The organism is Escherichia sp. WS2035, from assembly GCF_046487065.1.
In the GTDB taxonomy this organism is placed as follows: domain Bacteria; phylum Pseudomonadota; class Gammaproteobacteria; order Enterobacterales; family Enterobacteriaceae; genus Escherichia; species Escherichia coli.
Genome location: NZ_JBJQKD010000007.1, coordinates 137,735 through 161,391 on the forward strand (window position 1 = coordinate 137,735; position 23,657 = coordinate 161,391).

A 23,657-nucleotide genomic window follows, 5' to 3' on the forward strand; every position below is an offset into this window, starting at 1 on the left:
TTACCATCAATAAACCGCCAGATGTTTTCTGGCGGTTTGTCTCAAATTAACGTCGTGTAGTGGCTTTCATCGGTTGTACAAAAGCTTTCAGTGCCGCCAGCATTTTCTCTGGCTCATTAATATGTTGCTCGATGATTTTAACGATGGCCGAACCAGAAATCGCGCCCGCAGCTCCTGCATCAATCGCTGCTTTTACCTGATCAGGGGCGGAAATACCAAATCCCTGCAATGGAGGTGCAGCGTTGTACTCTTTCAGCTTCGCAACCAGATGATTGAGGGGTAACGCGGCGCGGTTTTCTGCGCCGGTCACGCCCGCACGTGACAATAAATAGGTGTATCCACGACCGTAGGAGGCTATCTGGCGCAGCAAATCATCGTCGGCATTCGGCGGGCAAATAAAGATAGGTGCGACATTATGACGCAACGCGGCCTGGCGGAAGGGCGCGGACTCTTCAACTGGCACATCGGCAACCAGCACCGAATCGACGCCGACTTTCTCGCACTGGGCGTAAAACTCATCAATGCCTTTGTTAAACACCAGGTTGGCGTACATCAGCAGGCCAACAGGAATGGTCGGATGTTTTTGACGAATCAGTGCCAGCATCTCAAAGCACTGCGCCGGGGTCACACCCGCCGCAAAGGCACGCAGTGTGGCGTTTTGAATCGTCGGGCCATCCGCCAGTGGGTCGGAGAAGGGGATGCCTAACTCCAGCGCGTCAGCACCGGCTTCAATTAGCGTATCGATAATTTTCAGCGACTGCTCAATGCCCGGATCACCGAGGGTGACGAAAGGAACGAATGCGCCTTCTTTGCGCTCCTTCAACTGGGCAAACAGAGATTCGTAGCGTTCCATCAGATTTCCCCTCGTGCTTTCAAAATATCGTGAACGGTGAAGATGTCTTTATCGCCGCGACCGGAAAGGTTAACCACCAGTAGCTGCTCTTTTTCCGGATTTTCGCGCATCATTTTCAGCGCATGGGCCAGGGCGTGGGAGGATTCCAGCGCCGGGATGATCCCTTCATGCAGGCAAAGCGTTTTAAAGGCTTCCAGGGCTTCATCGTCGGTAATAGACACGTAATCAGCGCGTCCAGTGCTGTTGAGATACGCATGTTGCGGGCCGACGGACGGGAAATCCAGCCCGGCAGAAATGGAGTAAGACTCTTCAATTTGCCCGTCTTCGGTTTGCATCATCGGCGCTTTCATACCGAAATAGATGCCCACGCGACCATGTTTTAACGGTGCGCCGTGCTCGCCAGTTTCGATACCGTGACCGCCAGGCTCCACACCAATCAGGCCGACGTCGGTTTCGTTGATGAAATCTGCAAACATACCGATGGCATTCGAACCACCGCCAACACAGGCGATAACGGCATCCGGCAGGCGACCTTCTCTTTCCAGAATCTGCGCTTTCGTTTCTTCGCCAATCATCCGCTGAAACTCACGCACAATGGTCGGGTAAGGATGCGGGCCAGCTGCGGTACCCAGCATATAGTGCGCGGTTTCATAACTGCCGGACCAGTCGCGTAGCGCCTCATTACAGGCATCTTTCAGGGTCGCGGAACCGCTATGCACCGGGATCACTTCCGCACCCATTAAGCGCATCCGGAAAACGTTAGGCGACTGGCGTTCAACGTCTTTGGCACCCATATAAATACGGCATTTCAGGCCGAGCAGGGCGCTGGCAAGGGCCGACGCCACGCCATGCTGACCGGCACCGGTTTCGGCAATAATTTCAGTTTTACCCATCCGCTTCGCCAGTAAAGCCTGACCGAGTACCTGGTTAGTTTTATGCGCGCCGCCGTGCAGCAAATCTTCGCGCTTCAGATACAGCGTGGTGTTCGTCCCGGCTGTAATGTTCTGGCATTTGGTCAGCGCGGTTGGACGCCCGGCATAGTTTTTCAGCAGGTCGTTGAACTGAGCCTGAAATTCAGGATCTTTTTGCGCGCTGACAAAAGCTTCTTCCAGCTGGCGCAGAGCGGGCATCAGGATTTGTGGCACGTACATGCCGCCAAACTCACCAAAATAGGGGTTAAGTAATGTTGTCATTGTTCCTTTCCTTAATATGCGCGCAGCGTCTGGAAAACCGAGGCCAAAAGACGTGCGTCTTTGATACCCGGTTGCGACTCTACAGCAGAATTAAAATCAAGCCCGGCGCAGCCGGTTTGTGCCGCTTCCACGCAGTTATCTGCGCCTAAGCCCCCCGCCAGCAGAACGTTGCCAAGCGATTGACCATTTAATAGTGACCAGTCGAAACGTTGTCCGCTCCCGCCCTGACCGTTGTCGAATACATATTTATCGATGTGCTGAAAATCGCGCGCGGGAAGAGTTTCACCGACACTTAAAGCCTTCCAGATGGCGACGTGTGCTGGCAGAGCCTCACGCAGAGTGTCGATATACAGCTGATCTTCATTACCATGCAGTTGCACTGCCGCCAGCGATAACACCTTAGCTTTGTCCACCACATCGGCAATATCGTGATTGCGGAACACGCCAACATACTGCAACGGTGCCGCAGCCATCACTTCCTGCGCCTGTTCAACGTTGACGCAACGCGGTGATGTCGCAACAAAAATCAACCCACCGTAAATCGCGCCCGCGTCATAAGCTGCTTTAGCATCTTGCCCACGTGTCAGGCCACATACTTTATTCTCACCCAGCAACACCCGACGCACAGCGGCGTTCAAATCGTCATGGGCCATCAACGCCGAACCAATCAGAAAGCCGTTAGCGAAGTGGCTTAACTCGCGCACCTGAGCGTAAGTATTGATGCCGGATTCGCTGATTACCGTCACGTTGTGCCCCAGTTTCGGTGCAAGCTCGCGGGTACGGTTGAGATCAATCGACAAATCGCGCAGATCGCGGTTGTTGATGCCAACGACCTTTGCCCCCAATGCAATGGCGCGCTCCAGTTCCTCTTCATTACTGACTTCGGTCAGCACACCCATCTCCAGACTGTGGGCGACGGCTGCAAGCTGGCGATATTGTTCGTCATCCAGTACTGAAAGCATTAATAAGCAGGCATCGGCCTGGTAATAGCGCGCCAGATAGATCTGGTAAGGATCGATAATGAAGTCTTTACATAAAATCGGCTGCGGGGCGATTTGGCTGACGATGGGGAGGAAATCAAAGCTCCCCTGAAAATATTTCTCATCAGTCAGCACTGAAATTGCCGAAGCGTAATGTTTATAAATGGCAGCAATGCGTGCCGGATCGAAATCATCACGGATCACGCCTTTTGACGGCGACGCTTTTTTGCACTCCAGAATAAACGCCGTGCGTGCACCCTGTAGCGCATCATAAAAATGTCGCGTGCTCGGCTGAATCTCATTCTGAAAACTGGCCAGCGGTTGCTGCTGTTTGCGGGCTTCTACCCAAATCGCCTTGTCTGCGACGATTTTCGCTAAAACGGTTTGCATTATTTACCCTCGTGCCGCCAGTGCGGTGACTCTGTCGTAAGCGGAACCACTGCGCAGTACCTCAAGAACGGTTTGCGCATTGGCTTGCAGATCTTCATGGCCATGCAGGCGCATTAACATGGCGACATTCGCCGCGACGGCTGCTTCGTGAGCGGCGTCGCCTTTACCTTGTAACAAGCGTGTTAAAATGTCACGGTTTTCTTCCGGTGTTCCGCCTGCCAGTTGCTCCTGGTGGTAGGGTGTCAGGCCAAAATCTTCAGCGGTCAATTGATAGCTCTTAATTTCGCCGTCATGCAGTTCGGCAACGATTGTCGGCGCGTGTAATGAAACTTCATCCATCCCGCCGCTGTGCACCACTGCCGCGCGTTGATACCCCAGCACGCGCAAGGTTTCGGCAATCGGCAGCACCAGCTCCGGGCTGTAGACACCAATTAACGCCAGCGGAGGATGCGCCGGGTTAATTAATGGCCCCAGCACATTGAACAGTGTGCGGGTTTTCAGTTGCTGGCGAACCGGCATTGCATGGCGGAATCCGGTGTGATATTTCGGTGCAAAGAGGAAACAGACGCCTAATTCATCCAGCGCCTGGCGCGATTTATCGGCGTTCATATCAAGATTAATACCGAACGCCGCCAGCAGATCCGACGAGCCGGATTTACTGGAGACGCTACGGTTGCCGTGTTTCGCCACTTTCAGCCCGCAGGCCGCGGCGACAAACGCACTGGCGGTAGAAATATTGATGCTGTTGCTGCCGTCACCGCCAGTACCGACGATATCGGCAAACAGATAATCCGGGCGCGGGAACGGCGCGGCGTTTTCCAGTAGCGCGGTTGCTGCCCCGGCGATCTCGTTCGGGTGCTCACCGCGAATTTTCATGCTCACCAGCGCCGCCGCCAGTTGTTCCGGCTTCAGCTCGCCACGTACCACCGCTGAAAACAGCTGGTGGCTTTCTTGTTGGCTAAGCGTCTGTGCCTGATACAGTTTTTCCAGAATCGGTTGCAGCGTGTTGGTTTGCTCTAGTTTCTGCTGCGCCCAGGCCAGCGTTTGTTCCAGCAGGCGAGCGCCCTGGGTAGTAAGAATGGATTCCGGATGGAACTGGAATCCACAAACGCGATCCGCATCGTGGCGCACCGCCATCACCATGCCATTAAAATGGGCGTTGATGGTTAAACCGGCCGGAATATTACTGCCAACCAGCGAGTGATAACGCGCCACTGGCAGCGGGTTTGTTAATCCGGCAAACATCGCCTGACCGTCATGTTCAATGCTCGACGCTTTACCGTGAAGAATTTCGCCCGCCTGACCGACATAGCCCCCGTAAGCTTCGACAATCGCCTGATGTCCGAGGCAAATGCCAATAATTGGCAGCTTGCCACGCAAGCGGGTGAGGAGTTCCGGCATACAACCGGCTTCGCTCGGCACACCGGGGCCAGGAGAAAGCATCAGCACCGGATTGCTCATCGTCGCCAGGCGTTCAATTAAGGTCTGCGCCGGAATATGGTTGCGGTAAATCACCACGTTATGACCATTGCTGCGCAACTGATCTGCCAGGTTGTAAGTAAAAGAGTCGATATTATCGAGCAGCAGAATGTCAGCCATTAGAACGTCTCCTGTGCATGATGCGCGGTGGCAATAGCGCGCAGTACAGCGCGGGCTTTATTACGGGTTTCGTCGGCTTCCGACTGCGGAACAGAATCAAGTACCACGCCAGCACCGGCTTGCACGGTGGCGACTCCGTTCTCTACCAGCGCCGAGCGGATCACAATGCAGGTGTCGAGATCGCCATGCGCGGTAAAATAACCTACCGCGCCGCCGTAGCTGCCGCGGCGACGACCTTCTGCTTCGGCAATTAACTGCATAGCGCGTACTTTCGGCGCACCGCTTAACGTCCCCATATTCATACAGGCGCGGTAAGCGTGCAGGGCGTCGAGATCGTGGCGCAGCTCACCAACAACGCGGGAGACCAGGTGCATCACGTAAGAGTAACGGTCAACTTTGGTGAGATCGGCGACGTAGCGGCTGCCGGGGGTGCAAATACGCGCCAGGTCATTACGGGCGAGATCCACCAGCATCAGATGTTCAGAAAGCTCTTTATGATCGGTACGCATCTCCAGTTCGATGCGGCTGTCGAGGTCTCTATCCAGTGAACCATCGGCACGACGACCGCGTGGACGTGTTCCGGCAATCGGGTAAATCTCAATCTGGCGGCTGGTGGCGTCATACTTGAGCGAACTTTCCGGCGACGCGCCAAACAGGGTGAAATCATTATCCTGCATAAAAAACATGTACGGGCTGGGATTACTCTTTTTCAGCACGTAATAGGCCGCCAGCGGTGACGGGCAGGGCAGAGAGAAACGGCGAGATGGCACCACCTGGAAAATTTCTCCGGCGCGAATCGCTTTTTGCAACAAACGCACTACGCCACCGAACTCTTCATCGCTCTGGTTACATTCACAACGCATATGCGGCACGGAAACCACCGGCAGCGGCGGCGCGGCTTCGGTCAGTTGCTGACGTAGTTCGTTAAGGCGAGCAGTGAGACGTTGTTTTTCTTCTTCATTCGGAGCAAACAGGCTGGCCTGAATACGGGTGCTTTTTTTCTGATGGTCAATCACCATCAGCGTTTCAGCGAGATAAAAACAGAAATCAGGGCAGTTATTTTCCGCTGACAGTTGCGGTAAATCTTCAAATCCCGCCACAAGGTCATAAGAGAACAGGCCGCCGAAGAACATTGCTTCTCGTTCTTCCTTCGGTACATTCAACAGATTCTGTAATAAGCGGAATGCGTCAAAAACCGAAAGGGAGCATAAGCGGGCGTCTTCATCCAGCAGTGGACTGACAGGCGGGAAGCGCAGTACGCGGCAGTTTGGTGATTGTTCATTTTCCACACCCGCAGGCAGGGCGTTATCCAGTAGTGCCAGCAGGGCTTCGCCATTGCCGGAAAGTGCCTGGATTGTGACGGTGTCACCTAATGCTGTAATGCGCAGCGCACTGTCTACCAGTAGCAGGCTTTTTAAATCATCTTTGCTGTCGATATCTGCGGATTCCAGCAGCAGCGTTGCCGGACGATCCCCACACAACTGGTGAAAAAGCGCGGTTGGGTTGTCGCGATAAGCGCCTACGCAGGTTAGCAGTTCGAGAGTCGGTTTTTGTGTTTGCATTGTTATTCTCTAATTTTGTTCAAAAAAAAGCCCGCTCATTAGGCGGGCTGGGTATCTGATTGCTTTACGCATGGTGAATACACTGCCCGTTTCAGGAAGTGCGCCACCAACCTTTCAGTACGAAAATTGCTTTCATTGTCGATACCCTTTTTACGTGAACTTGCGTACTAGTTAACTAGTTCGATGATTAATTGTCAACAGCTCATTTCAGAATATTTGCCAGAACCGTTATGATGTCGGCGCAAAAAACATTATCCAGAACGGGAGTGCGCCTTGAGCGACACGAATTACTCAGTGATTTACGACCTGCACAGCCATACCACAGCTTCCGATGGCTGCCTGACGCCAGAAGCATTGGTGCACCGTGCAGTCGAGATGCGCGTCGGCACCCTGGCGATCACCGACCATGACACCACAGCTGCAATTGCACCAGCAAGAGAGGAAATTTCACGTTCGGGACTGGCGCTGAATCTTATTCCTGGTGTGGAAATTTCCACGGTCTGGGAAAATCATGAAATTCATATTGTCGGGCTGAATATTGATATTACTCATCCGCTAATGTGTGAGTTCCTCGCGCAGCAGACAGAACGGCGCAATCAGCGGGCGCAGCTGATTGCCGAAAGACTTGAAAAAGCACAAATACCTGGGGCACTGGAAGGCGCGCAACAACTGGCGCAGGGCGGTGCGGTGACGCGCGGTCATTTTGCGCGTTTCCTTGTGGAGTGCGGAAAAGCCAGTTCAATGGCGGATGTCTTTAAAAAGTATCTGGCGCGCGGGAAAACCGGATACGTTCCGCCACAGTGGTGTACAATAGAACAAGCTATTGATGTCATTCATCATTCTGGCGGTAAGGCGGTGCTAGCTCATCCAGGGCGGTACAATCTTAGTGCTAAATGGCTGAAAAGATTGGTTGCGCATTTTGCCGAACACCACGGCGACGCGATGGAAGTCGCGCAGTGCCAGCAATCGCCCAATGAACGCACCCAGCTGGCGACACTTGCGCGTCAGCATCATTTATGGGCATCACAAGGATCTGATTTTCATCAACCATGCCCGTGGATCGAACTGGGTCGTAAACTCTGGCTGCCCGCAGGCGTTGAAGGCGTCTGGCAGCTATGGGAACAGCCGCAGAACACCACAGAGAGGGAATTATGAGCCAGTTTTTTTATATTCATCCTGATAACCCGCAGCAACGCCTGATCAACCAGGCGGTGGAGATCGTGCGTAAAGGCGGGGTGATTGTTTATCCAACTGATTCCGGCTATGCGCTCGGCTGTAAAATTGAAGATAAAAACGCGATGGAGCGTATTTGTCGTATTCGCCAGCTGCCGGACGGTCACAACTTTACCCTGATGTGTCGCGATCTTTCTGAACTCTCGACCTATTCATTTGTCGATAACGTTGCGTTTCGTTTGATGAAAAACAACACGCCAGGCAACTATACCTTCATCCTGAAGGGGACTAAGGAGGTGCCACGCCGTCTGTTGCAGGAAAAACGCAAAACCATCGGTATGCGCGTGCCGTCTAACCCGATTGCGCAGGCGCTGCTTGAAGCATTGGGCGAACCGATGCTTTCCACTTCGCTAATGCTGCCAGGCAGTGAATTTACCGAATCCGATCCGGAAGAAATTAAAGACCGTCTGGAAAAACAGGTGGATTTGATTATTCACGGCGGCTATCTCGGGCAGAAACCAACAACGGTTATTGATCTCACCGATGATACGCCGGTCGTGGTGCGTGAAGGCGTAGGTGATGTGAAGCCTTTCTTATAACAAATTGCGTTCCACGGATGGAAGATTATGGCAGGGATATATCGCTGCATTTTGCTATTGATAGTTGGGCTTTTTTTCTCTTCGTTGAGTTATGCGAAAAACACGGAGATCCCTTCTTATGAAGAAGGGATCTCGCTCTTTGATGTTGAAGCCACTCTGCAACCGAATGGGGTGCTCGACATCAAAGAGAACATTCATTTTCAGGCGCGAAATCAGCAGATTAAGCACGGATTTTATCGTGATTTACCGCGACTCTGGATGCAGCCTGATGGGGACGCTGCACTGCTGAACTATCATATTGTTGGCGTCACCCGTGATGGTATTTCTGAACCCTGGCATCTTGACTGGCATATCGGGTTAATGAGTATTGTCGTGGGCGATAAACAACGTTTCTTGCCTCAAGGCGACTATCATTATCAAATTCATTATCAGGTTAAAAATGCTTTCCTGCGTGAGGGGGATTCTGATCTGCTAATCTGGAACGTGACCGGTAACCACTGGCCGTTTGAAATATATAAGACCCTATTTTCACTCAAGTTGCCTGATATTGCGGGTAATCCATTTAGCGAAATCGATCTCTTTACCGGAGATGAGGGCGACACATATCGAAATGGCCGCATCCTTGAGGACGGAAGAATTGAATCTCGCGATCCGTTTTATCGTGAAGATTTCACGGTCCTCTACCGCTGGCCTCACGCTTTACTTGGTAATGCCCCGGCACCACAAACGACGAATATTTTCAGCCATCTTCTTTTACCCTCTACGTCATCGTTGTTAATTTGGTTTCCGTGCCTGTTCCTGGCGTGTGGATGGTTATATCTCTGGAAGCGCAGGCCGCAATTTACGCCGGTAGATGTGATTGAAACCGATGTCATTCCGCCAGATTACACGCCCGGCATGTTACGTCTCGATGCGAAGCTGGTTTATGACGATAAAGGTTTTTGCGCCGATATCGTAAATCTGATTGTGAAAGGAAAAATTCATCTGGAAGCTCATTATGACAAGAACCAGCAAATCCTGATTCGTGTTAATGAAGGCGCGACCAGAAATAATGCGGTATTACTGCCCGCAGAGCAGTTATTACTGGAAGCGTTATTTCGTAAAGGCGATAAGGTCGTTCTTACGGGGAGACACAACAGAGTCTTACGCAAGGCATTTTTACGGATGCAGAAATTTTATCTGCCGCGTAAAAAGTCTTCGTTTTACCGACCTGATGCGTTTTTGCAATGGGGCGGGATGGCGATATTGGCGGTCATTCTCTACGGTAACCTGAGTCCCGTAGGTTGGGCAGGAATGAGTCTGGTAGGCGATATGTTTATTATGATCTGCTGGCTTCTTCCTTTCTTATTTTGTTCCCTTGAGCTTTTGTTTGCCCGCGATGATGACAAGCCTTGCGTTAATCGTGTAATCATCACTTTGTTTTTACCACTGATTTGTTCAGGCGTGGCCTTCTATTCTCTCTACATCAATGTCGGAGATGTATTCTTTTACTGGTATATGCCAGCGGGTTATTTTAGCGCTGTTTTCCTGACCGGTTATCTCACTGGCATGGGGTATATTTTTCTGCCAAAGTTTACCCAAACTGGGCAGCAACGTTATGCCCACGGTGAAGCTATCGTTAACTATCTTGCGCGTAAAGAGGCAGCAACACACAGTGGGCGGCGGAGGAAAGGGGAAGCACGGAAACTGGATTACGCTTTGTTAGGTTGGGCGGTCTCGGCAAACCTTGGCAGAGAATGGGCTGCACGTATCACCCCATCACTCACAGCGGCTGTCCGCGCCCCGGAAATTGCCCGTAGTGGCGTTTTGTTCTCATTACAGATGCATCTGAGTCTGGGGGCCAATACCAGTTTGTTGGGGCGAAGTTATTCCGGTGGTGGTGCTGGCGGCGGTGCGGGTGGCGGAGGCGGTGGTGGCTGGTAATAAAGCTGATGTTAATCGAAACAAGCTTTAACCATAAAGATAGTGTAGTATGTTGCGCCTCAAAGCCAGGCCAGTTAAAACGTCGAGTCGTTTACTTAAGGCCTGAAGAGTTCAAACAGACTTTACTATCAGTGAGTCAGATGTAAGTTCTGACTCATTGTTGCACAAAAGCATATCAGACGCCTGGGAAGGCGACACCAAAAGGAAGCTCTATGAGCGAAAAGCTACAGAAAGTGCTGGCGCGTGCCGGCCACGGTTCTCGCCGTGAAATCGAATCTATTATTGAAGCCGGTCGTGTGAGTGTTGATGGCAAAATTGCTAAACTCGGCGATCGCGTTGAAATTACCCCTGGACTGAAAATCCGTATCGATGGTCACCTGATTTCGGTACGTGAGTCCGCTGAACAAATTTGTCGCGTTCTGGCCTATTACAAACCGGAAGGTGAGTTGTGTACCCGTAACGATCCGGAAGGGCGTCCAACGGTGTTTGACCGTCTGCCAAAGCTGCGTGGCGCACGCTGGATTGCCGTAGGTCGTCTGGACGTTAACACCTGTGGTCTGTTGTTGTTCACCACCGACGGTGAACTGGCAAACCGTTTAATGCATCCAAGCCGTGAAGTTGAACGTGAATATGCCGTGCGTGTATTTGGTCAGGTTGACGACGCGAAACTGCGTGATTTGAGTCGTGGCGTGCAGCTGGAAGATGGTCCGGCAGCCTTTAAAACCATCAAGTTCAGCGGCGGCGAAGGGATCAACCAGTGGTACAACGTTACTCTGACCGAAGGCCGTAACCGTGAAGTTCGTCGTCTGTGGGAAGCGGTTGGTGTGCAGGTGAGCCGCCTGATTCGCGTTCGTTACGGTGATATCCCACTGCCAAAAGGTCTGCCACGCGGTGGCTGGACGGAGCTGGACCTCGCCCAGACTAACTATCTGCGCGAACTGGTGGAACTACCGCCAGAAACCAGCTCTAAAGTCGCTGTAGAAAAAGACCGTCGTCGTATGAAGGCGAATCAGATTCGTCGTGCGGTGAAACGTCACAGTCAGGTGAGCGGCGGTCGTCGTTCTGGCGGACGTAATAATAACGGTTAATTTAAGTTAAGTATTAAATAAAGGCCCTGCGGGGCCTTTTCTTCATTTGAAGTATGATAAATAGTCGCAGTATTTTAATTTAATTTCATACTTGCTTATGAATAATGCCAGGGAATAGCCACATTACTATTTAATTATCTGAGATAAACTCAACGTCAAGAGGTGGGTTATGATTAGATATAGTGGAATATTTCTATCGCTGTTAATGCTTTCAGGTTGTGCAACCGAAGCATTGAAGAATGAACAAGCTGAAACTGTTATTACTGCGGGTAACAAGGCGGTTGCGGCGAATGCAAGTTTCTTTAAACAATACTATGCTTCTCGTGAAAACTTTCTTGTTAATTTTTATGCGACTAATCCGGATTGTGCATTGCGACCTGATTACGAAACGATTATGGAAAATAATACTAATAAAGAGTCCTTATGTTTGCAATCAGAGAAAGGGGGCAAAACATCGTATAAAGACATTACTAAAATTCAATTGGCAACAACAGAAAAACAAAAACTACTGGCTTCACTTGAGGTCGTTAACAGTATGAGTTCCTATGTGGAGTTGTTGACGGTGGGTATGGATGTTGAGGATAGTAAACAAATTATATTACTTAATCAGGCGCTCGATCACGCAAACAACGCCCAAAAACTACTTGGCCTTTCAGAAGGTGAAGAATTGACTAAGTCAGTTGTGGCTGTTAAAGATTTAGTTCAATATTTCAATGGATTATACAAAGAGAAGATTAAATCAGAAAATGTTGGTAAAACGGTAGGTAGTGACTGGCCTCGACTTCAAAGAAATTTACAAGATTTACTCGATGATATAGCAACGAAACAGCAGCAAATGGATCGGAATAATTATGCGAACATCAGTAATAATTTTTATTACTACAATAAGGCCCAGGCAAATACTAAAAATATAGAGTTTAAGACATTAAAGAGCAGGCAGGAATTTTTGAGTGCAGTAATTAATCTTAATGAAAGCAGATTGCGTTCATCTGATCCGGCGGCTCCAGCAATACAAGCTATTAATGCCTTCATGGATAAAGGAAATCATCTACAAGATTTATACTCTAATAAATCTCTTTCAAAAGCGGATTTAGAGCGTAGAAATGAGATCCTTCGTTCTCAAGTTATTAGTGGTCTACAGGCGTCAGAGGAGCTGGCAAAACTTCTTATTGCCAGCGGAGTTATGTTATAGGAGGTCATTATGAACGATGTGCAAAATCGACGAATACTGGCATTGCTCAATATGCTGTACTATGCCTTAGGAAACCGAACAACCTGCGATATATGTCACAAATATTTTATTCTGGTTTTGTCAGTAATGAATAATCTGACAATTAATTATGGCTCGCAAACGTCACCAGAACTGACGGGTATTAGTTATGAAGATGCTAATGATTTGATCACTGAATTAATACTGTTTATTGAAGACGTCAATGCGGATAATGATATGGAATATCCCGCACACTTGAATAAAATTCAAGCTCTTCTTAATTTTGCCGTGGCTAATTAAGCCATTCAGTATCTAAAATTAGCACCTCAAGAGGCGAACTTTTGAGGTGCTTTCACTTAGTAATCAATCCCTATCTGCGCTTTTACACCGGCATCAAACGCATGTTTGATGGGGCGCAGCTCACTTACCGTATCCGCCAGTTCAAGAATATCCCGATGACAGCCTCGACCCGTGATAATCACCGTCTGTTGATGTGGACGTTCATTTAACGCCTGAATCACGTCTTCCAGTGGCAAATAGTCATACGCTACCATATATGTCAGTTCATCGAGCAAAACCATATCCAGTGAGGAATCAGCCAGCATCCGCTTTGCATGTTGCCAGACTTCGCGGCAGGCGGCGGTATCGGACTCTCGGTTTTGTGTATCCCAGGTAAAGCCCGTTGCCATTACCTGAAACTCAACGCCGTGTGGCTCCAGCAGATTTCGTTCACCATTAGGCCAGGTGCCTTTAATAAACTGCACGACGCCCACTTTTTTTCCGTGACCAACTGCGCGTGTTGCCGTACCAAATGCCGCGGTGGTTTTGCCTTTTCCATTGCCGGTAAAGACGATGATAATACCGCGTTCATCCTGGGCCTGGGCCACACGAGCATCTACTTTTTCTTTCACTCGCTGCTGACGCTGTTGGTAGCGTTCATCACTCATTGGGAAATTCCTGGTTTACGGCCCGGTTGGGCGTCAAAGGTCATGCCGGTTTTACGGCGGCTGTCATCGCCCATCAGCCAGAGGTAGAGCGGCATGATATCAGCGGGGGTTTTAAGTTTCTGTGGATCTTCGGTCGGGAAGGCACTGGCCCGCATTGCGGTGCGCGTACCGCCTGGGTTAATGCAGTTGACACGCAGGCGCTGCTGATATTCATCGGCCAGTACCTGCATCATCCCTTCGGTGGCAAATTTCGACGCTGCATATGCGCCCCAGTTTGCACGCCCCTGACGTCCAACGCTTGATGAGGTAAAGACCAGTGAACCGGCGTCCGATTTGAGTAATAAAGGAAGCAGTGCCTGGGTGAGCATAAAGGTGGCATTAACGTTGACCTGCATGACGTCCTGCCAGACTTGCGGATCTTGTTCGCTCATTGGGCAAACATCGCCGAGCAATCCGGCATTATGCAAAACACCATCCAGACGCGGATAATTAACGGCAATGCGCTGTGCCAGTTGTTGGCAATCTTCGGACGTGCAGGTTAGCAAATCGAGAATAAACCACTGTGGCTGACGTCCAGTTTCTTCGTTTATGTGGCTGGCTACCTGACGTAATTTTTCTTCATTACGGCCCAAAAGAATCACTGTCGCACCATAGCGTGCATACGTCATCGCTGCTTCACGACCAATTCCATCGCTGGCTCCCGTCACCAGAATAATGCGATCATTGAGTAAATCTTGTTTTGGCTGGTAATGCATGGCTACTCCTCAACGACGTTGTCTGTCGCGCTGCCAGTGTACTTTATGACTTTGGGGCTTTATGCCTGAAACAGAAGGGCATTTCAATCAGCCTGGGGCGATAACACCGCAAAATGGATACTTTGTCATACTTTCGCTGCAATAACATCTCTGCGAGACGGCTAAACATGCCTGTTGTAAACTGTGAGCCAAAGCGTTGTTTAACCAAGGTGGGGACTCGTGGAATTGTTGTCTGAATATGGTTTGTTTTTGGCGAAAATCGTTACCGTTGTGCTAGCGATTGCGGCGATTGCCGCCATTATTGTCAATGTTGCTCAACGTAATAAACGCCAGCGTGGCGAGTTACGAGTCAACAATCTCAGCGAACAGTATAAGGAGATGAAAGAAGAACTGGCCGCGGCGCTGATGGACACTCATCAGCAAAAACAGTGGCACAAAGCGCAGAAGAAAAAGCACAAGCAAGAAGCGAAAGCCGCAAAAGCGAAAGCTAAACTGGGCGAGGTGGTAACTGACAGTAAACCCCGCGTCTGGGTGCTGGATTTTAAAGGCAGCATGGACGCCCATGAAGTGAACTCTCTACGTGAAGAGATAACGGCGGTACTCGCAGCATTCAAACCGCAGGATCAGGTTGTGCTCCGTCTGGAAAGCCCAGGTGGCATGGTGCATGGTTACGGGTTGGCGGCTTCGCAGTTGCAGCGTCTGCGTGATAAAAACATTCCTTTAACTGTTACGGTAGACAAAGTCGCTGCCAGCGGCGGTTACATGATGGCCTGTGTGGCGGACAAAATTGTTTCCGCACCGTTTGCTATTGTGGGTTCCATTGGGGTGGTGGCGCAAATGCCCAACTTTAACCGCTTCCTGAAAAGCAAAGATATTGATATCGAACTGCACACCGCCGGGCAGTATAAGCGCACGCTGACGTTGCTGGGTGAAAATACCGAAGAAGGGCGGGAGAAATTCCGCGAAGAGTTGAACGAAACGCATCAGTTATTTAAAGATTTTGTGAAGCGTATGCGTCCGTCTCTGGATATTGAACAGGTGGCAACGGGTGAACACTGGTACGGACAACAGGCAGTAGAGAAAGGCCTGGTTGATGAAATCAACACCAGTGATGAAGTTATTCTTAGCCTGATGGAAGGCCGGGAAGTGGTCAATGTACGCTATATGCAGCGTAAACGACTCATTGACCGATTCACCGGCAGCGCGGCAGAGAGCGCCGATCGATTGTTGTTACGCTGGTGGCAGCGTGGGCAAAAGCCGTTGATGTAAAAGACAAACGCGAGGATAAGACCTCGCGTTTTGCTTTAATCAACCAGGTGATATTTTTCTGAAAGCACATGGGCCAGGTGTTTGAACATATTAAACACCGCGGTGCTTTTGGCAGTTGGTAATCCTTGTTCATCTAAAAAGTAGTCGCCGGTAAATACCAGCACGCCATTACGCTGCGTGACGCCGGTGGCTTCAATCCCTGCGAGCGTATCCTCATGCTCACGAATGATTTTGTTGGCCTCTTTCAACAGCGTTTCGCGGTCGATGGGTTGAGTCTCTTTGTTCATTATTTACTCCTTAAACAAGGACATTAGTCTACGCCAGGCATGGCTTGCAGACAAATATACCACGCTGGTGGCAAGAGCGCCTTACTGGCAACTTTGGATTTTGCATGCTAATAAAGTTGCGTATCGGATTTTATCAGGTACAGTGTGACGCTTTCGTCAATCTGGCAATAGATTTGCTTGACATTCGACCAAAATTCCGTCGTGCTATAGCGCCTGTAGGCCAAGACCTGTTAACTCAGTCACCTGAATTTTCGTGAGCAGAGTCACGACAAGGGGTTGATATCCGCAGAGAGCGAGTCCATATCGGTAACTCGTTGCCAGTGGAAGGTTTATCAACGTGCGACGCATTCCTGGAAGAATCAAATTAGGTAAGGTGAATATGGGTAAAGCTCTTGTCATCGTTGAGTCCCCGGCAAAAGCCAAAACGATCAACAAGTATCTGGGTAGTGACTACGTGGTGAAATCCAGCGTCGGTCACATCCGCGATTTGCCGACCAGTGGCTCAACTGCCAAAAAGAGTGCCGACTCTACCTCCACCAAGACGGCTAAAAAGCCTAAAAAGGATGAACGTGGCGCTCTCGTCAACCGTATGGGGGTTGACCCGTGGCACAATTGGGAGGCGCACTATGAAGTGTTGCCTGGTAAAGAGAAGGTCGTCTCTGAACTGAAACAACTGGCTGAAAAAGCCGACCACATCTATCTCGCAACCGACCTTGACCGCGAAGGGGAAGCCATTGCATGGCACCTGCGGGAAGTGATTGGTGGTGATGATGCGCGCTATAGCCGAGTGGTGTTTAACGAAATTACTAAAAACGCGATCCGCCAGGCATTTAACAAACCGGGTGAGCTGAATATTGATCGTGTTAATGCCCAGCAGGCGCGTCGCTTTATGGACCGCGTGGTGGGGTATATGGTTTCGCCGCTTCTATGGAAAAAGATCGCTCGTGGTCTGTCTGCCGGTCGTGTGCAGTCGGTGGCGGTCCGCCTGGTGGTCGAGCGTGAGCGTGAAATTAAAGCGTTCGTACCGGAAGAGTTCTGGGAAGTCGATGCCAGCACGACCACGCCATCTGGTGAAGCGTTGGCGTTGCAGGTGACTCATCAGAACGACAAACCGTTCCGTCCGGTCAACAAAGAACAAACTCAGGCTGCGGTAAGTCTGCTGGAAAAAGCGCGCTACAGCGTGCTGGAACGTGAAGACAAACCGACAACCAGTAAACCTGGCGCTCCTTTTATTACCTCTACGCTGCAACAAGCTGCCAGCACCCGTCTTGGTTTTGGCGTGAAAAAAACCATGATGATGGCGCAGCGTTTGTATGAAGCAGGCTATATCACTTACATGCGTACCGACTCCACCAACCTGAGTCAGGACGCGGTAAATATGGTTCGCGGTTATATCAGCGATAATTTTGGTAAGAAATATCTGCCGGAAAGTCCGAATCAGTACGCCAGCAAAGAAAACTCACAGGAAGCGCACGAAGCGATTCGTCCTTCTGACGTCAATGTGATGGCGGAATCGTTGAAGGATATGGAAGCAGATGCGCAGAAACTGTACCAGTTAATCTGGCGTCAGTTCGTAGCCTGCCAGATGACCCCAGCGAAATATGACTCCACGACGCTGACCGTTGGTGCGGGCGATTTCCGCCTGAAAGCACGCGGTCGTATTTTGCGCTTTGATGGCTGGACGAAAGTGATGCCTGCACTGCGTAAAGGCGATGAAGATCGTATCTTACCGGCAGTCGATAAAGGCGATGCTCTGACGCTCGTTGAACTGACACCAGCCCAGCACTTTACCAAGCCTCCAGCCCGTTTCAGTGAAGCATCGCTGGTCAAAGAGCTGGAAAAACGCGGTATCGGTCGTCCTTCTACCTATGCGTCGATCATTTCGACCATTCAGGATCGTGGCTATGTGCGAGTAGAAAATCGTCGTTTCTATGCGGAAAAAATGGGCGAAATCGTCACCGATCGCCTGGAAGAGAATTTCCGCGAGTTAATGAACTACGACTTCACCGCGCAGATGGAAAACAGCCTCGACCAGGTGGCAAATCACGAAGCAGAGTGGAAAGCTGTACTGGATCACTTCTTCTCGGATTTCACCCAGCAGTTAGATAAAGCTGAAAAAGATCCGGAAGAGGGTGGTATGCGCCCGAACCAGATGGTTCTGACCAGCATTGACTGCCCGACTTGTGGTCGCAAAATGGGGATTCGCACAGCGAGCACCGGGGTATTCCTTGGCTGTTCTGGCTATGCGCTGCCGCCGAAAGAGCGTTGCAAAACCACCATTAACCTGGTGCCGGAAAACGAAGTGCTGAACGTGCTGGAAGGTGAAGACGCTGAAACCAATGCGTTGCGCGCAAAACGTCGTTGCCCGAAATGTGGCACGGCGATGGACAGCTATCTCATCGATCCGAAACGTAAGTTGCATGTCTGTGGTAATAACCCAACCTGCGACGGTTACGAGATCGAAGAGGGTGAATTCCGCATTAAAGGTTATGACGGCCCGATCGTTGAGTGTGAAAAATGTGGCTCTGAAATGCACCTGAAAATGGGGCGTTTCGGTAAATACATGGCCTGCACCAACGAAGAGTGTAAAAACACACGTAAGATTTTACGTAACGGCGAAGTGGCACCACCGAAAGAAGATCCGGTGCCATTACCGGAGCTGCCGTGCGAAAAATCAGATGCCTATTTCGTGTTGCGTGACGGTGCTGCCGGTGTGTTCCTGGCGGCCAATACCTTCCCGAAATCGCGTGAAACGCGTGCGCCTCTGGTGGAGGAGCTTTATCGCTTCCGCGACCGTCTGCCGGAAAAACTGCGTTATCTGGCCGATGCGCCACAGCAGGATCCGGAAGGTAATAAGACCATGGTTCGCTTTAGCCGTAAAACCAAACAGCAATATGTCTCTTCGGAAAAAGACGGAAAGGCGACTGGTTGGTCAGCATTTTATGTTGATGGCAAATGGGTTGAAGGGAAAAAATAACCTTTAATTCCGTCTGGTTTTTATAAACAAAGGGTCGCGAAAGCGGCCCTTTTTTATTGCATATTATTTTTTCTTCACACCTATACACTAAGGCTATAAATGATATAGTGGTTATAGTTAGCACCTTTTTTATTATTAAATCGTATTAGTCACCCGCCTGGTGTGGCGAAAAAACGATGTTCTGATGGCGTCTAAGTGGATGGTTTAACATGAAATTACAACAACTTCGCTATATTGTTGAGGTGGTCAATCATAACCTGAATGTCTCATCAACGGCGGAAGGACTTTACACATCACAACCCGGGATCAGTAAACAAGTCAGAATGCTGGAAGACGAGCTGGGCATTCAAATTTTTTCCCGAAGCGGCAAGCACCTGACGCAGGTAACGCCAGCAGGACAAGAAATAATTCGTATCGCTCGTGAAGTTCTGTCGAAAGTCGATGCCATAAAATCGGTCGCCGGAGAGCACACCTGGCCGGATAAAGGCTCGCTGTATATCGCCACCACGCATACTCAGGCACGCTATGCGTTACCAAACGTTATCAAAGGCTTTATTGAGCGTTATCCTCGCGTTTCTTTGCATATGCACCAGGGCTCGCCGACACAAATTGCTGATGCCGTCTCTAAAGGCAATGCCGATTTCGCTATCGCCACGGAAGCGCTGCATCTGTATGAAGATTTAGTGATGCTACCGTGCTACCACTGGAATCGGGCTATAGTAGTCACTCCGGATCACCCGCTGGCAGGTAAAAAAGCCATTACCATTGAAGAACTGGCGCAATATCCGTTGGTGACATATACCTTCGGCTTTACCGGACGTTCAGAACTGGATACTGCCTTTAACCGCGCAGGGTTAACGCCGCGTATCGTCTTCACGGCAACGGATGCTGACGTCATTAAAACTTACGTCCGGTTAGGGCTGGGGGTAGGGGTCATTGCCAGCATGGCGGTGGATCCGGTCGCCGATCCCGACCTTGTGCGTGTTGATGCTCACGACATCTTCAGCCACAGTACAACCAAAATTGGTTTTCGCCGTAGTACTTTTTTGCGTAGTTATATGTATGATTTCATTCAGCGTTTTGCACCGCATTTAACGCGTGATGTCGTTGATGCGGCTGTCGCATTGCGCTCTAATGAAGAAATTGAGGTCATGTTTAAAGATATAAAACTGCCGGAAAAATAATTTCTTGCGTTATTTTCGGCACCTTTTATGTAGCGAAGGTGCCGGAATATATTCTCCTTTGTTACTTATTTGTATCCGGTGCACAATATTTTTATCCCTCATATTTATAGGGTAAATTACCTGTAAAGTAGTGTCTAATTACACACCTCGCAAACTCCAGTTTTCAAATATCTATTTCAGGTCAAAAGATTGAATTATTCACTGGAGACGATTCGTAAATTCGCTGGATTTTTGACTAAAGTTTCTTTAGGATTTGTCTCATCGTATGATTAATTACACCAATCGTTCAACGTCTTGCTGATAAGTGATGGCGATTATATGAGGTTAGCAATGCCTTCTGGAAATCAGGAACCCCGCCGCAATCCTGAATTAAAACGTAAAGCCTGGCTGGCGGTTTTTCTTGGTTCTGCACTTTTCTGGGTGGTTGTCGCACTGCTTATTTGGAAATTGTGGGGATAACCATGGTCGGTCAGGAGCAACTGGAGTCGTCACCATTATGTCAGCATAGTGACAATGAACCAGAAGCAAAACGGGAATGTTCCGTCGTTATTCCAGACGACTGGCAACTAACATCGCAGCAACAAGCCTTTATAGAACTGTTTGCTGAAGATGATCAGCCGAAACAATAATTATCATCATTCTTATTACCCATTTTTAATGAATTACAGGGCTTTTAATACACCGCAGCAATAACAGGTTGAGTTATCTCAACACAAAGTAATAACCGTTAAGGGTGTAGCCTATGATCAACACAAATATGAAATATTGGTCCTGGATGGGCGCATTTTCTCTGTCGATGCTCTTCTGGGCCGAACTCCTCTGGATCATTACTCACTGATCCCTGATCCCGCTGTTTGCTTTGCCTCAAGGTTTCTCCTCTTTTATCAATTTGGGTTGTTATCAAATCGTTACGCGATGTTTGTGTTATCTTTAATATTCACCCTGAAGAGAATCAGGGCTTCGCAACCCTGTCATTAAGGAGGAGCTATGTCGTCAACCCTACGAGAAGCCAGTAAGGACACGTTGCAGGCCAAAGATAAAACTTACCACTACTACAGCTTGCCGCTTGCTGCCAAATCACTGGGCGATATCACCCGTCTACCCAAGTCATTCAAAGTTTTGCTCGAAAACCTGCTGCGTTGGCAGGATGGTAAATCGGTTACCGAAGAGGATATCCACGCGCTGGCGGGATGGCTGAAAAATGCCCATGCTGACCGTGAAATTGCCTACCGCCCGGCAAGAGTGCTGATGCAGGACTTTACCGGCGTACCTGCCGTTGTTGATCTGGCGGCAATGCGCGAAGCGGTTAAACGCCTCGGCGGCGATACTGCAAAGGTTAATCCGCTCTCACCGGTCGACCTGGTCATTGACCACTCGGTGACCGTCGATCGTTTTGGTGATGATGAGGCATTTGAAGAAAACGTACGCCTGGAAATGGAGCGCAACCACGAACGTTATGTGTTCCTGAAATGGGGAAAGCAGGCGTTCAGTCGGTTTAGCGTCGTGCCGCCAGGCACAGGCATTTGCCATCAGGTTAACCTCGAATATCTCGGCAAAGCAGTGTGGAGCGAATTGCAGGACGGTGAATGGATTGCTTATCCGGATACACTCGTTGGTACTGACTCGCACACCACCATGATCAACGGCCTTGGCGTGCTGGGGTGGGGCGTTGGTGGCATCGAAGCAGAAGCCGCAATGTTAGGCCAGCCGGTTTCCATGCTTATCCCGGACGTAGTGGGCTTTAAACTTACCGGAAAATTACGTGAAGGTATTACCGCCACAGACCTGGTTCTCACTGTTACCCAAATGTTGCGCAAACATGGCGTGGTGGGGAAATTCGTCGAATTTTATGGTGATGGGCTGGATTCACTACCGCTGGCGGATCGCGCCACCATTGCCAATATGTCGCCAGAATATGGTGCCACCTGTGGCTTCTTCCCAATCGATGCTGTCACCCTCGATTACATGCGTTTAAGCGGGCGCAGTGAAGATCAGGTCGAGTTGGTCGAAAAATATGCCAAAGCGCAGGGCATGTGGCGTAATCCGGGCGATGAACCAATTTTTACCAGTGTGTTAGAACTGGATATGAATGACGTTGAAGCGAGCCTGGCAGGGCCAAAACGCCCGCAGGATCGCGTTGCACTGCCCGATGTACCAAAAGCATTTGCTGCCAGTAGCGAACTGGAAGTGAATGCCACGCATAAAGATCGCCTGCCGGTCGATTATGTTATGAACGGACATCAGTATCAGTTACCTGATGGCGCTGTGGTCATTGCTGCGATAACGTCGTGCACCAACACCTCTAACCCAAGTGTGCTGATGGCCGCAGGCTTGCTGGCGAAAAAAGCCGTAACTCTGGGCCTCAAGCGGCAACCATGGGTCAAAGCGTCGCTGGCACCGGGTTCGAAAGTCGTTTCTGATTATCTGGCAAAAGCGAAACTGACACCGTATCTCGATGAACTGGGATTTAACCTTGTGGGATACGGTTGTACCACCTGTATTGGTAACTCGGGACCGTTGCCCGATCCTATCGAAACGGCAATCAAAAAAGGCGATTTAACCGTCGGTGCAGTGCTGTCCGGCAACCGTAACTTTGAAGGCCGTATCCATCCGCTGGTTAAAACCAACTGGCTGGCCTCGCCGCCGCTGGTGGTTGCCTATGCGCTGGCGGGAAATATGAATATCAATCTGGCTTCTGAGCCTATCGGCCATGATCGCAAAGGCGAGCCGGTATTTCTGAAAGATATCTGGCCATCGGCACAAGAAATTGCCCGTGCGGTAGACCAAGTCTCCACAGAAATGTTCCGCAAAGAGTACGCAGAAGTTTTTGAAGGCACAGCCGAGTGGAAGGAAATTAACGTCACACGATCCGATACCTACGGTTGGCAGGAGGATTCAACCTATATTCGCTTATCGCCTTTCTTTGATGAAATGCAGGCAACACCAGCACCTGTGGAAGATATTCACGGTGCGCGGATCCTCGCAATGCTGGGGGATTCAGTCACCACTGACCATATCTCTCCGGCGGGCAGTATTAAGCCCGACAGCCCGGCGGGTCGATATCTACAAGGTCGGGGTGTTGAGCGGAAAGACTTTAACTCCTATGGTTCGCGGCGTGGTAACCATGAAGTGATGATGCGCGGCACCTTCGCCAATATTCGCATCCGTAATGAAATGGTGCCTGGCGTTGAAGGGGGGATGACGCGCCATTTACCTGACAGCGATGTCGTCTCTATTTATGATGCCGCAATGCGCTATAAGCAGGAGCAAACGCCGCTGGCGGTGATTGCCGGGAAAGAGTATGGATCAGGCTCCAGCCGTGACTGGGCGGCAAAAGGTCCGCGTCTGCTTGGTATTCGTGTTGTGATTGCCGAATCGTTTGAACGAATTCACCGTTCGAATTTAATAGGCATGGGCATCCTGCCGCTGGAATTTCCACAAGGTGTGACGCGTAAAACGTTAGAGCTTACCGGGGAAGAGAAGATTGATATTGGTGATCTGCAAAATCTACAACCCGGCGCGACGGTTCCGGTGACGCTTACGCGCGCGGATGGTAGCCAGGAAGTCGTACCCTGCCATTGTCGTATCGACACCGCGACGGAGTTGACCTACTACCAGAACGACGGCATTTTGCATTATGTCATTCGTAATATGTTGAAGTAACGAGT

General features: G+C 50.1%; 22 protein-coding genes and 1 other annotated feature. Of the genes, 13 read left to right on the forward strand and 9 right to left on the reverse strand.

The features are described from left to right. Nucleotides 1-46 precede the first annotated feature (46 nt). The 6 genes from trpA to trpL form a co-directional block, all read right to left on the reverse strand. Nucleotides 47-853, reverse strand: a complete 807-nt coding sequence (gene trpA, locus ACJHX4_RS13680) for a tryptophan synthase subunit alpha (RefSeq protein WP_000443082.1) — start codon at nucleotides 851-853, stop codon at nucleotides 47-49. Continuing rightward, nucleotides 853-2,046, reverse strand: a complete 1,194-nt coding sequence (trpB, locus tag ACJHX4_RS13685) for a tryptophan synthase subunit beta (RefSeq protein ID WP_000209513.1) — start codon at nucleotides 2,044-2,046, stop codon at nucleotides 853-855. Before trpB ends, trpA begins: the two co-directional genes overlap by 1 nt. An 11-nt stretch (nucleotides 2,047-2,057) precedes the next feature. After that, the gene (gene trpCF / locus ACJHX4_RS13690) at nucleotides 2,058-3,416 is read right to left on the reverse strand and encodes a bifunctional indole-3-glycerol-phosphate synthase TrpC/phosphoribosylanthranilate isomerase TrpF (RefSeq protein ID WP_001195273.1); all 1,359 of its coding nucleotides are present in this window, start codon (nucleotides 3,414-3,416) and stop codon (nucleotides 2,058-2,060) included. A gap of 3 nt (nucleotides 3,417-3,419) precedes the next feature. Then, complete coding sequence (trpD, locus tag ACJHX4_RS13695) at nucleotides 3,420-5,015, reverse strand: bifunctional anthranilate synthase glutamate amidotransferase component TrpG/anthranilate phosphoribosyltransferase TrpD (RefSeq protein WP_000763536.1); 1,596 nt, start codon at nucleotides 5,013-5,015, stop codon at nucleotides 3,420-3,422. Beyond that, nucleotides 5,015-6,577, reverse strand: coding sequence for an anthranilate synthase component I (gene trpE / locus ACJHX4_RS13700; RefSeq protein WP_001194644.1), 1,563 nt, complete (start codon nucleotides 6,575-6,577; stop codon nucleotides 5,015-5,017). Before trpE ends, trpD begins: the two co-directional genes overlap by 1 nt. A 21-nt stretch (nucleotides 6,578-6,598) precedes the next feature. After that, nucleotides 6,599-6,692, reverse strand: a sequence feature (Trp leader region). Further along, nucleotides 6,669-6,713 carry a trp operon leader peptide gene (gene trpL, locus ACJHX4_RS13705; protein ID WP_001700591.1) on the reverse strand — a complete coding sequence of 15 codons (45 nt, stop codon included), beginning with the start codon at nucleotides 6,711-6,713 and terminating at the stop codon, nucleotides 6,669-6,671. (Overlaps the previous feature by 24 nt.) 137 nt (nucleotides 6,714-6,850) lie before the next feature. On the opposite strand from trpL, the gene rnm reads away from it, so the two are divergent. From rnm to ACJHX4_RS13735, 6 genes are all read left to right on the forward strand, one after another. After that, nucleotides 6,851-7,732, forward strand: a complete 882-nt coding sequence (rnm, locus tag ACJHX4_RS13710) for an RNase RNM (protein WP_001285702.1) — start codon at nucleotides 6,851-6,853, stop codon at nucleotides 7,730-7,732. Next, nucleotides 7,729-8,349, forward strand: coding sequence for an L-threonylcarbamoyladenylate synthase (locus tag ACJHX4_RS13715; protein WP_001295575.1), 621 nt, complete (start codon nucleotides 7,729-7,731; stop codon nucleotides 8,347-8,349). The genes rnm and ACJHX4_RS13715 overlap by 4 nt, the downstream gene beginning before the upstream one ends. Before the next feature lie 27 nt (nucleotides 8,350-8,376). Then, nucleotides 8,377-10,272, forward strand: coding sequence for a DUF2207 domain-containing protein (locus ACJHX4_RS13720; protein ID WP_001531642.1), 1,896 nt, complete (start codon nucleotides 8,377-8,379; stop codon nucleotides 10,270-10,272). A 212-nt stretch (nucleotides 10,273-10,484) separates the two neighbouring features. Beyond that, nucleotides 10,485-11,360, forward strand: a complete 876-nt coding sequence (gene rluB, locus ACJHX4_RS13725; protein ID WP_001291206.1) for a 23S rRNA pseudouridine(2605) synthase RluB — start codon at nucleotides 10,485-10,487, stop codon at nucleotides 11,358-11,360. A 169-nt stretch (nucleotides 11,361-11,529) separates the two neighbouring features. Next, on the forward strand, nucleotides 11,530-12,552 hold the full coding sequence (locus ACJHX4_RS13730; RefSeq protein ID WP_000622024.1) for a hypothetical protein: 1,023 nt from the start codon (nucleotides 11,530-11,532) through the stop codon (nucleotides 12,550-12,552). Between the two features lie 9 nt (nucleotides 12,553-12,561). Continuing rightward, nucleotides 12,562-12,870 carry a hypothetical protein gene (locus ACJHX4_RS13735; protein WP_001000715.1) on the forward strand — a complete coding sequence of 103 codons (309 nt, stop codon included), beginning with the start codon at nucleotides 12,562-12,564 and terminating at the stop codon, nucleotides 12,868-12,870. A gap of 56 nt (nucleotides 12,871-12,926) precedes the next feature. On the opposite strand, the gene cobO is transcribed toward ACJHX4_RS13735, so the two are convergent. Both cobO and ACJHX4_RS13745 read right to left on the reverse strand, forming a co-directional pair. Beyond that, nucleotides 12,927-13,517, reverse strand: a complete 591-nt coding sequence (gene cobO, locus ACJHX4_RS13740; RefSeq protein WP_001278898.1) for a cob(I)yrinic acid a,c-diamide adenosyltransferase — start codon at nucleotides 13,515-13,517, stop codon at nucleotides 12,927-12,929. Further along, nucleotides 13,514-14,272, reverse strand: a complete 759-nt coding sequence (locus tag ACJHX4_RS13745) for a YciK family oxidoreductase (RefSeq protein ID WP_000559273.1) — start codon at nucleotides 14,270-14,272, stop codon at nucleotides 13,514-13,516. The genes cobO and ACJHX4_RS13745 overlap by 4 nt, the downstream gene beginning before the upstream one ends. 219 nt (nucleotides 14,273-14,491) lie before the next feature. Here ACJHX4_RS13745 and sohB point away from each other — a divergent pair, with 219 nt between their 5' ends. Then, the gene (sohB, locus tag ACJHX4_RS13750; protein WP_000422062.1) at nucleotides 14,492-15,541 is read left to right on the forward strand and encodes a protease SohB; all 1,050 of its coding nucleotides are present in this window, start codon (nucleotides 14,492-14,494) and stop codon (nucleotides 15,539-15,541) included. A gap of 35 nt (nucleotides 15,542-15,576) precedes the next feature. On the opposite strand, the gene ACJHX4_RS13755 is transcribed toward sohB, so the two are convergent. After that, nucleotides 15,577-15,828: a YciN family protein gene (locus ACJHX4_RS13755; RefSeq protein WP_001031530.1), complete on the reverse strand. Its 252-nt coding sequence runs from the start codon at nucleotides 15,826-15,828 to the stop codon at nucleotides 15,577-15,579. Between the two features lie 379 nt (nucleotides 15,829-16,207). Here ACJHX4_RS13755 and topA point away from each other — a divergent pair, with 379 nt between their 5' ends. From topA to acnA, 6 genes are all read left to right on the forward strand, one after another. Further along, nucleotides 16,208-18,805, forward strand: a complete 2,598-nt coding sequence (gene topA / locus ACJHX4_RS13760; protein ID WP_001304419.1) for a type I DNA topoisomerase — start codon at nucleotides 16,208-16,210, stop codon at nucleotides 18,803-18,805. Nucleotides 18,806-19,014: 209 nt separating this feature from the next. Further along, on the forward strand, nucleotides 19,015-19,989 hold the full coding sequence (cysB, locus tag ACJHX4_RS13765; RefSeq protein ID WP_000776253.1) for an HTH-type transcriptional regulator CysB: 975 nt from the start codon (nucleotides 19,015-19,017) through the stop codon (nucleotides 19,987-19,989). A 318-nt stretch (nucleotides 19,990-20,307) separates the two neighbouring features. Beyond that, complete coding sequence (locus ACJHX4_RS13770; RefSeq protein ID WP_001815854.1) at nucleotides 20,308-20,448, forward strand: YmiA family putative membrane protein; 141 nt, start codon at nucleotides 20,308-20,310, stop codon at nucleotides 20,446-20,448. Between the two features lie 2 nt (nucleotides 20,449-20,450). Next, nucleotides 20,451-20,618, forward strand: a complete 168-nt coding sequence (yciX, locus tag ACJHX4_RS13775; RefSeq protein ID WP_001296035.1) for a protein YciX — start codon at nucleotides 20,451-20,453, stop codon at nucleotides 20,616-20,618. Nucleotides 20,619-20,731: 113 nt separating this feature from the next. Beyond that, nucleotides 20,732-20,827: a small membrane protein YmiC gene (gene ymiC, locus ACJHX4_RS13780; protein ID WP_001310756.1), complete on the forward strand. Its 96-nt coding sequence runs from the start codon at nucleotides 20,732-20,734 to the stop codon at nucleotides 20,825-20,827. A 149-nt stretch (nucleotides 20,828-20,976) separates the two neighbouring features. After that, a complete protein-coding gene (gene acnA / locus ACJHX4_RS13785) occupies nucleotides 20,977-23,652 on the forward strand; it encodes an aconitate hydratase AcnA (RefSeq protein WP_000099483.1) in 2,676 nt (891 codons plus the stop codon). Nucleotides 23,653-23,657: the final 5 nt, after the last annotated feature.

Excerpts from the sequence above, each read along its gene's own strand:
- trpA (WP_000443082.1), bottom strand. The coding sequence starts at position 853 with ATGGAACGCTACGAATCTCTGTTTGCCCAGTTGAAGGAGCGCAAAGAA.
- trpB (WP_000209513.1), bottom strand. The coding sequence starts at position 2,046 with ATGACAACATTACTTAACCCCTATTTTGGTGAGTTTGGCGGCATGTAC.
- trpCF (WP_001195273.1), bottom strand. The coding sequence starts at position 3,416 with ATGCAAACCGTTTTAGCGAAAATCGTCGCAGACAAGGCGATTTGGGTA.
- trpD (WP_000763536.1), bottom strand. The coding sequence starts at position 5,015 with ATGGCTGACATTCTGCTGCTCGATAATATCGACTCTTTTACTTACAAC.
- trpE (WP_001194644.1), bottom strand. The coding sequence starts at position 6,577 with ATGCAAACACAAAAACCGACTCTCGAACTGCTAACCTGCGTAGGCGCT.
- ACJHX4_RS13715 (WP_001295575.1), top strand. The coding sequence starts at position 7,729 with ATGAGCCAGTTTTTTTATATTCATCCTGATAACCCGCAGCAACGCCTG.
- ACJHX4_RS13720 (WP_001531642.1), top strand. The coding sequence starts at position 8,377 with ATGGCAGGGATATATCGCTGCATTTTGCTATTGATAGTTGGGCTTTTT.
- rluB (WP_001291206.1), top strand. The coding sequence starts at position 10,485 with ATGAGCGAAAAGCTACAGAAAGTGCTGGCGCGTGCCGGCCACGGTTCT.
- ACJHX4_RS13730 (WP_000622024.1), top strand. The coding sequence starts at position 11,530 with ATGATTAGATATAGTGGAATATTTCTATCGCTGTTAATGCTTTCAGGT.
- ACJHX4_RS13735 (WP_001000715.1), top strand. The coding sequence starts at position 12,562 with ATGAACGATGTGCAAAATCGACGAATACTGGCATTGCTCAATATGCTG.
- cobO (WP_001278898.1), bottom strand. The coding sequence starts at position 13,517 with ATGAGTGATGAACGCTACCAACAGCGTCAGCAGCGAGTGAAAGAAAAA.
- ACJHX4_RS13745 (WP_000559273.1), bottom strand. The coding sequence starts at position 14,272 with ATGCATTACCAGCCAAAACAAGATTTACTCAATGATCGCATTATTCTG.
- ACJHX4_RS13755 (WP_001031530.1), bottom strand. The coding sequence starts at position 15,828 with ATGAACAAAGAGACTCAACCCATCGACCGCGAAACGCTGTTGAAAGAG.
- topA (WP_001304419.1), top strand. The coding sequence starts at position 16,208 with ATGGGTAAAGCTCTTGTCATCGTTGAGTCCCCGGCAAAAGCCAAAACG.
- cysB (WP_000776253.1), top strand. The coding sequence starts at position 19,015 with ATGAAATTACAACAACTTCGCTATATTGTTGAGGTGGTCAATCATAAC.
- ACJHX4_RS13770 (WP_001815854.1), top strand. The coding sequence starts at position 20,308 with ATGAGGTTAGCAATGCCTTCTGGAAATCAGGAACCCCGCCGCAATCCT.
- yciX (WP_001296035.1), top strand. The coding sequence starts at position 20,451 with ATGGTCGGTCAGGAGCAACTGGAGTCGTCACCATTATGTCAGCATAGT.
- ymiC (WP_001310756.1), top strand. The coding sequence starts at position 20,732 with ATGATCAACACAAATATGAAATATTGGTCCTGGATGGGCGCATTTTCT.
- acnA (WP_000099483.1), top strand. The coding sequence starts at position 20,977 with ATGTCGTCAACCCTACGAGAAGCCAGTAAGGACACGTTGCAGGCCAAA.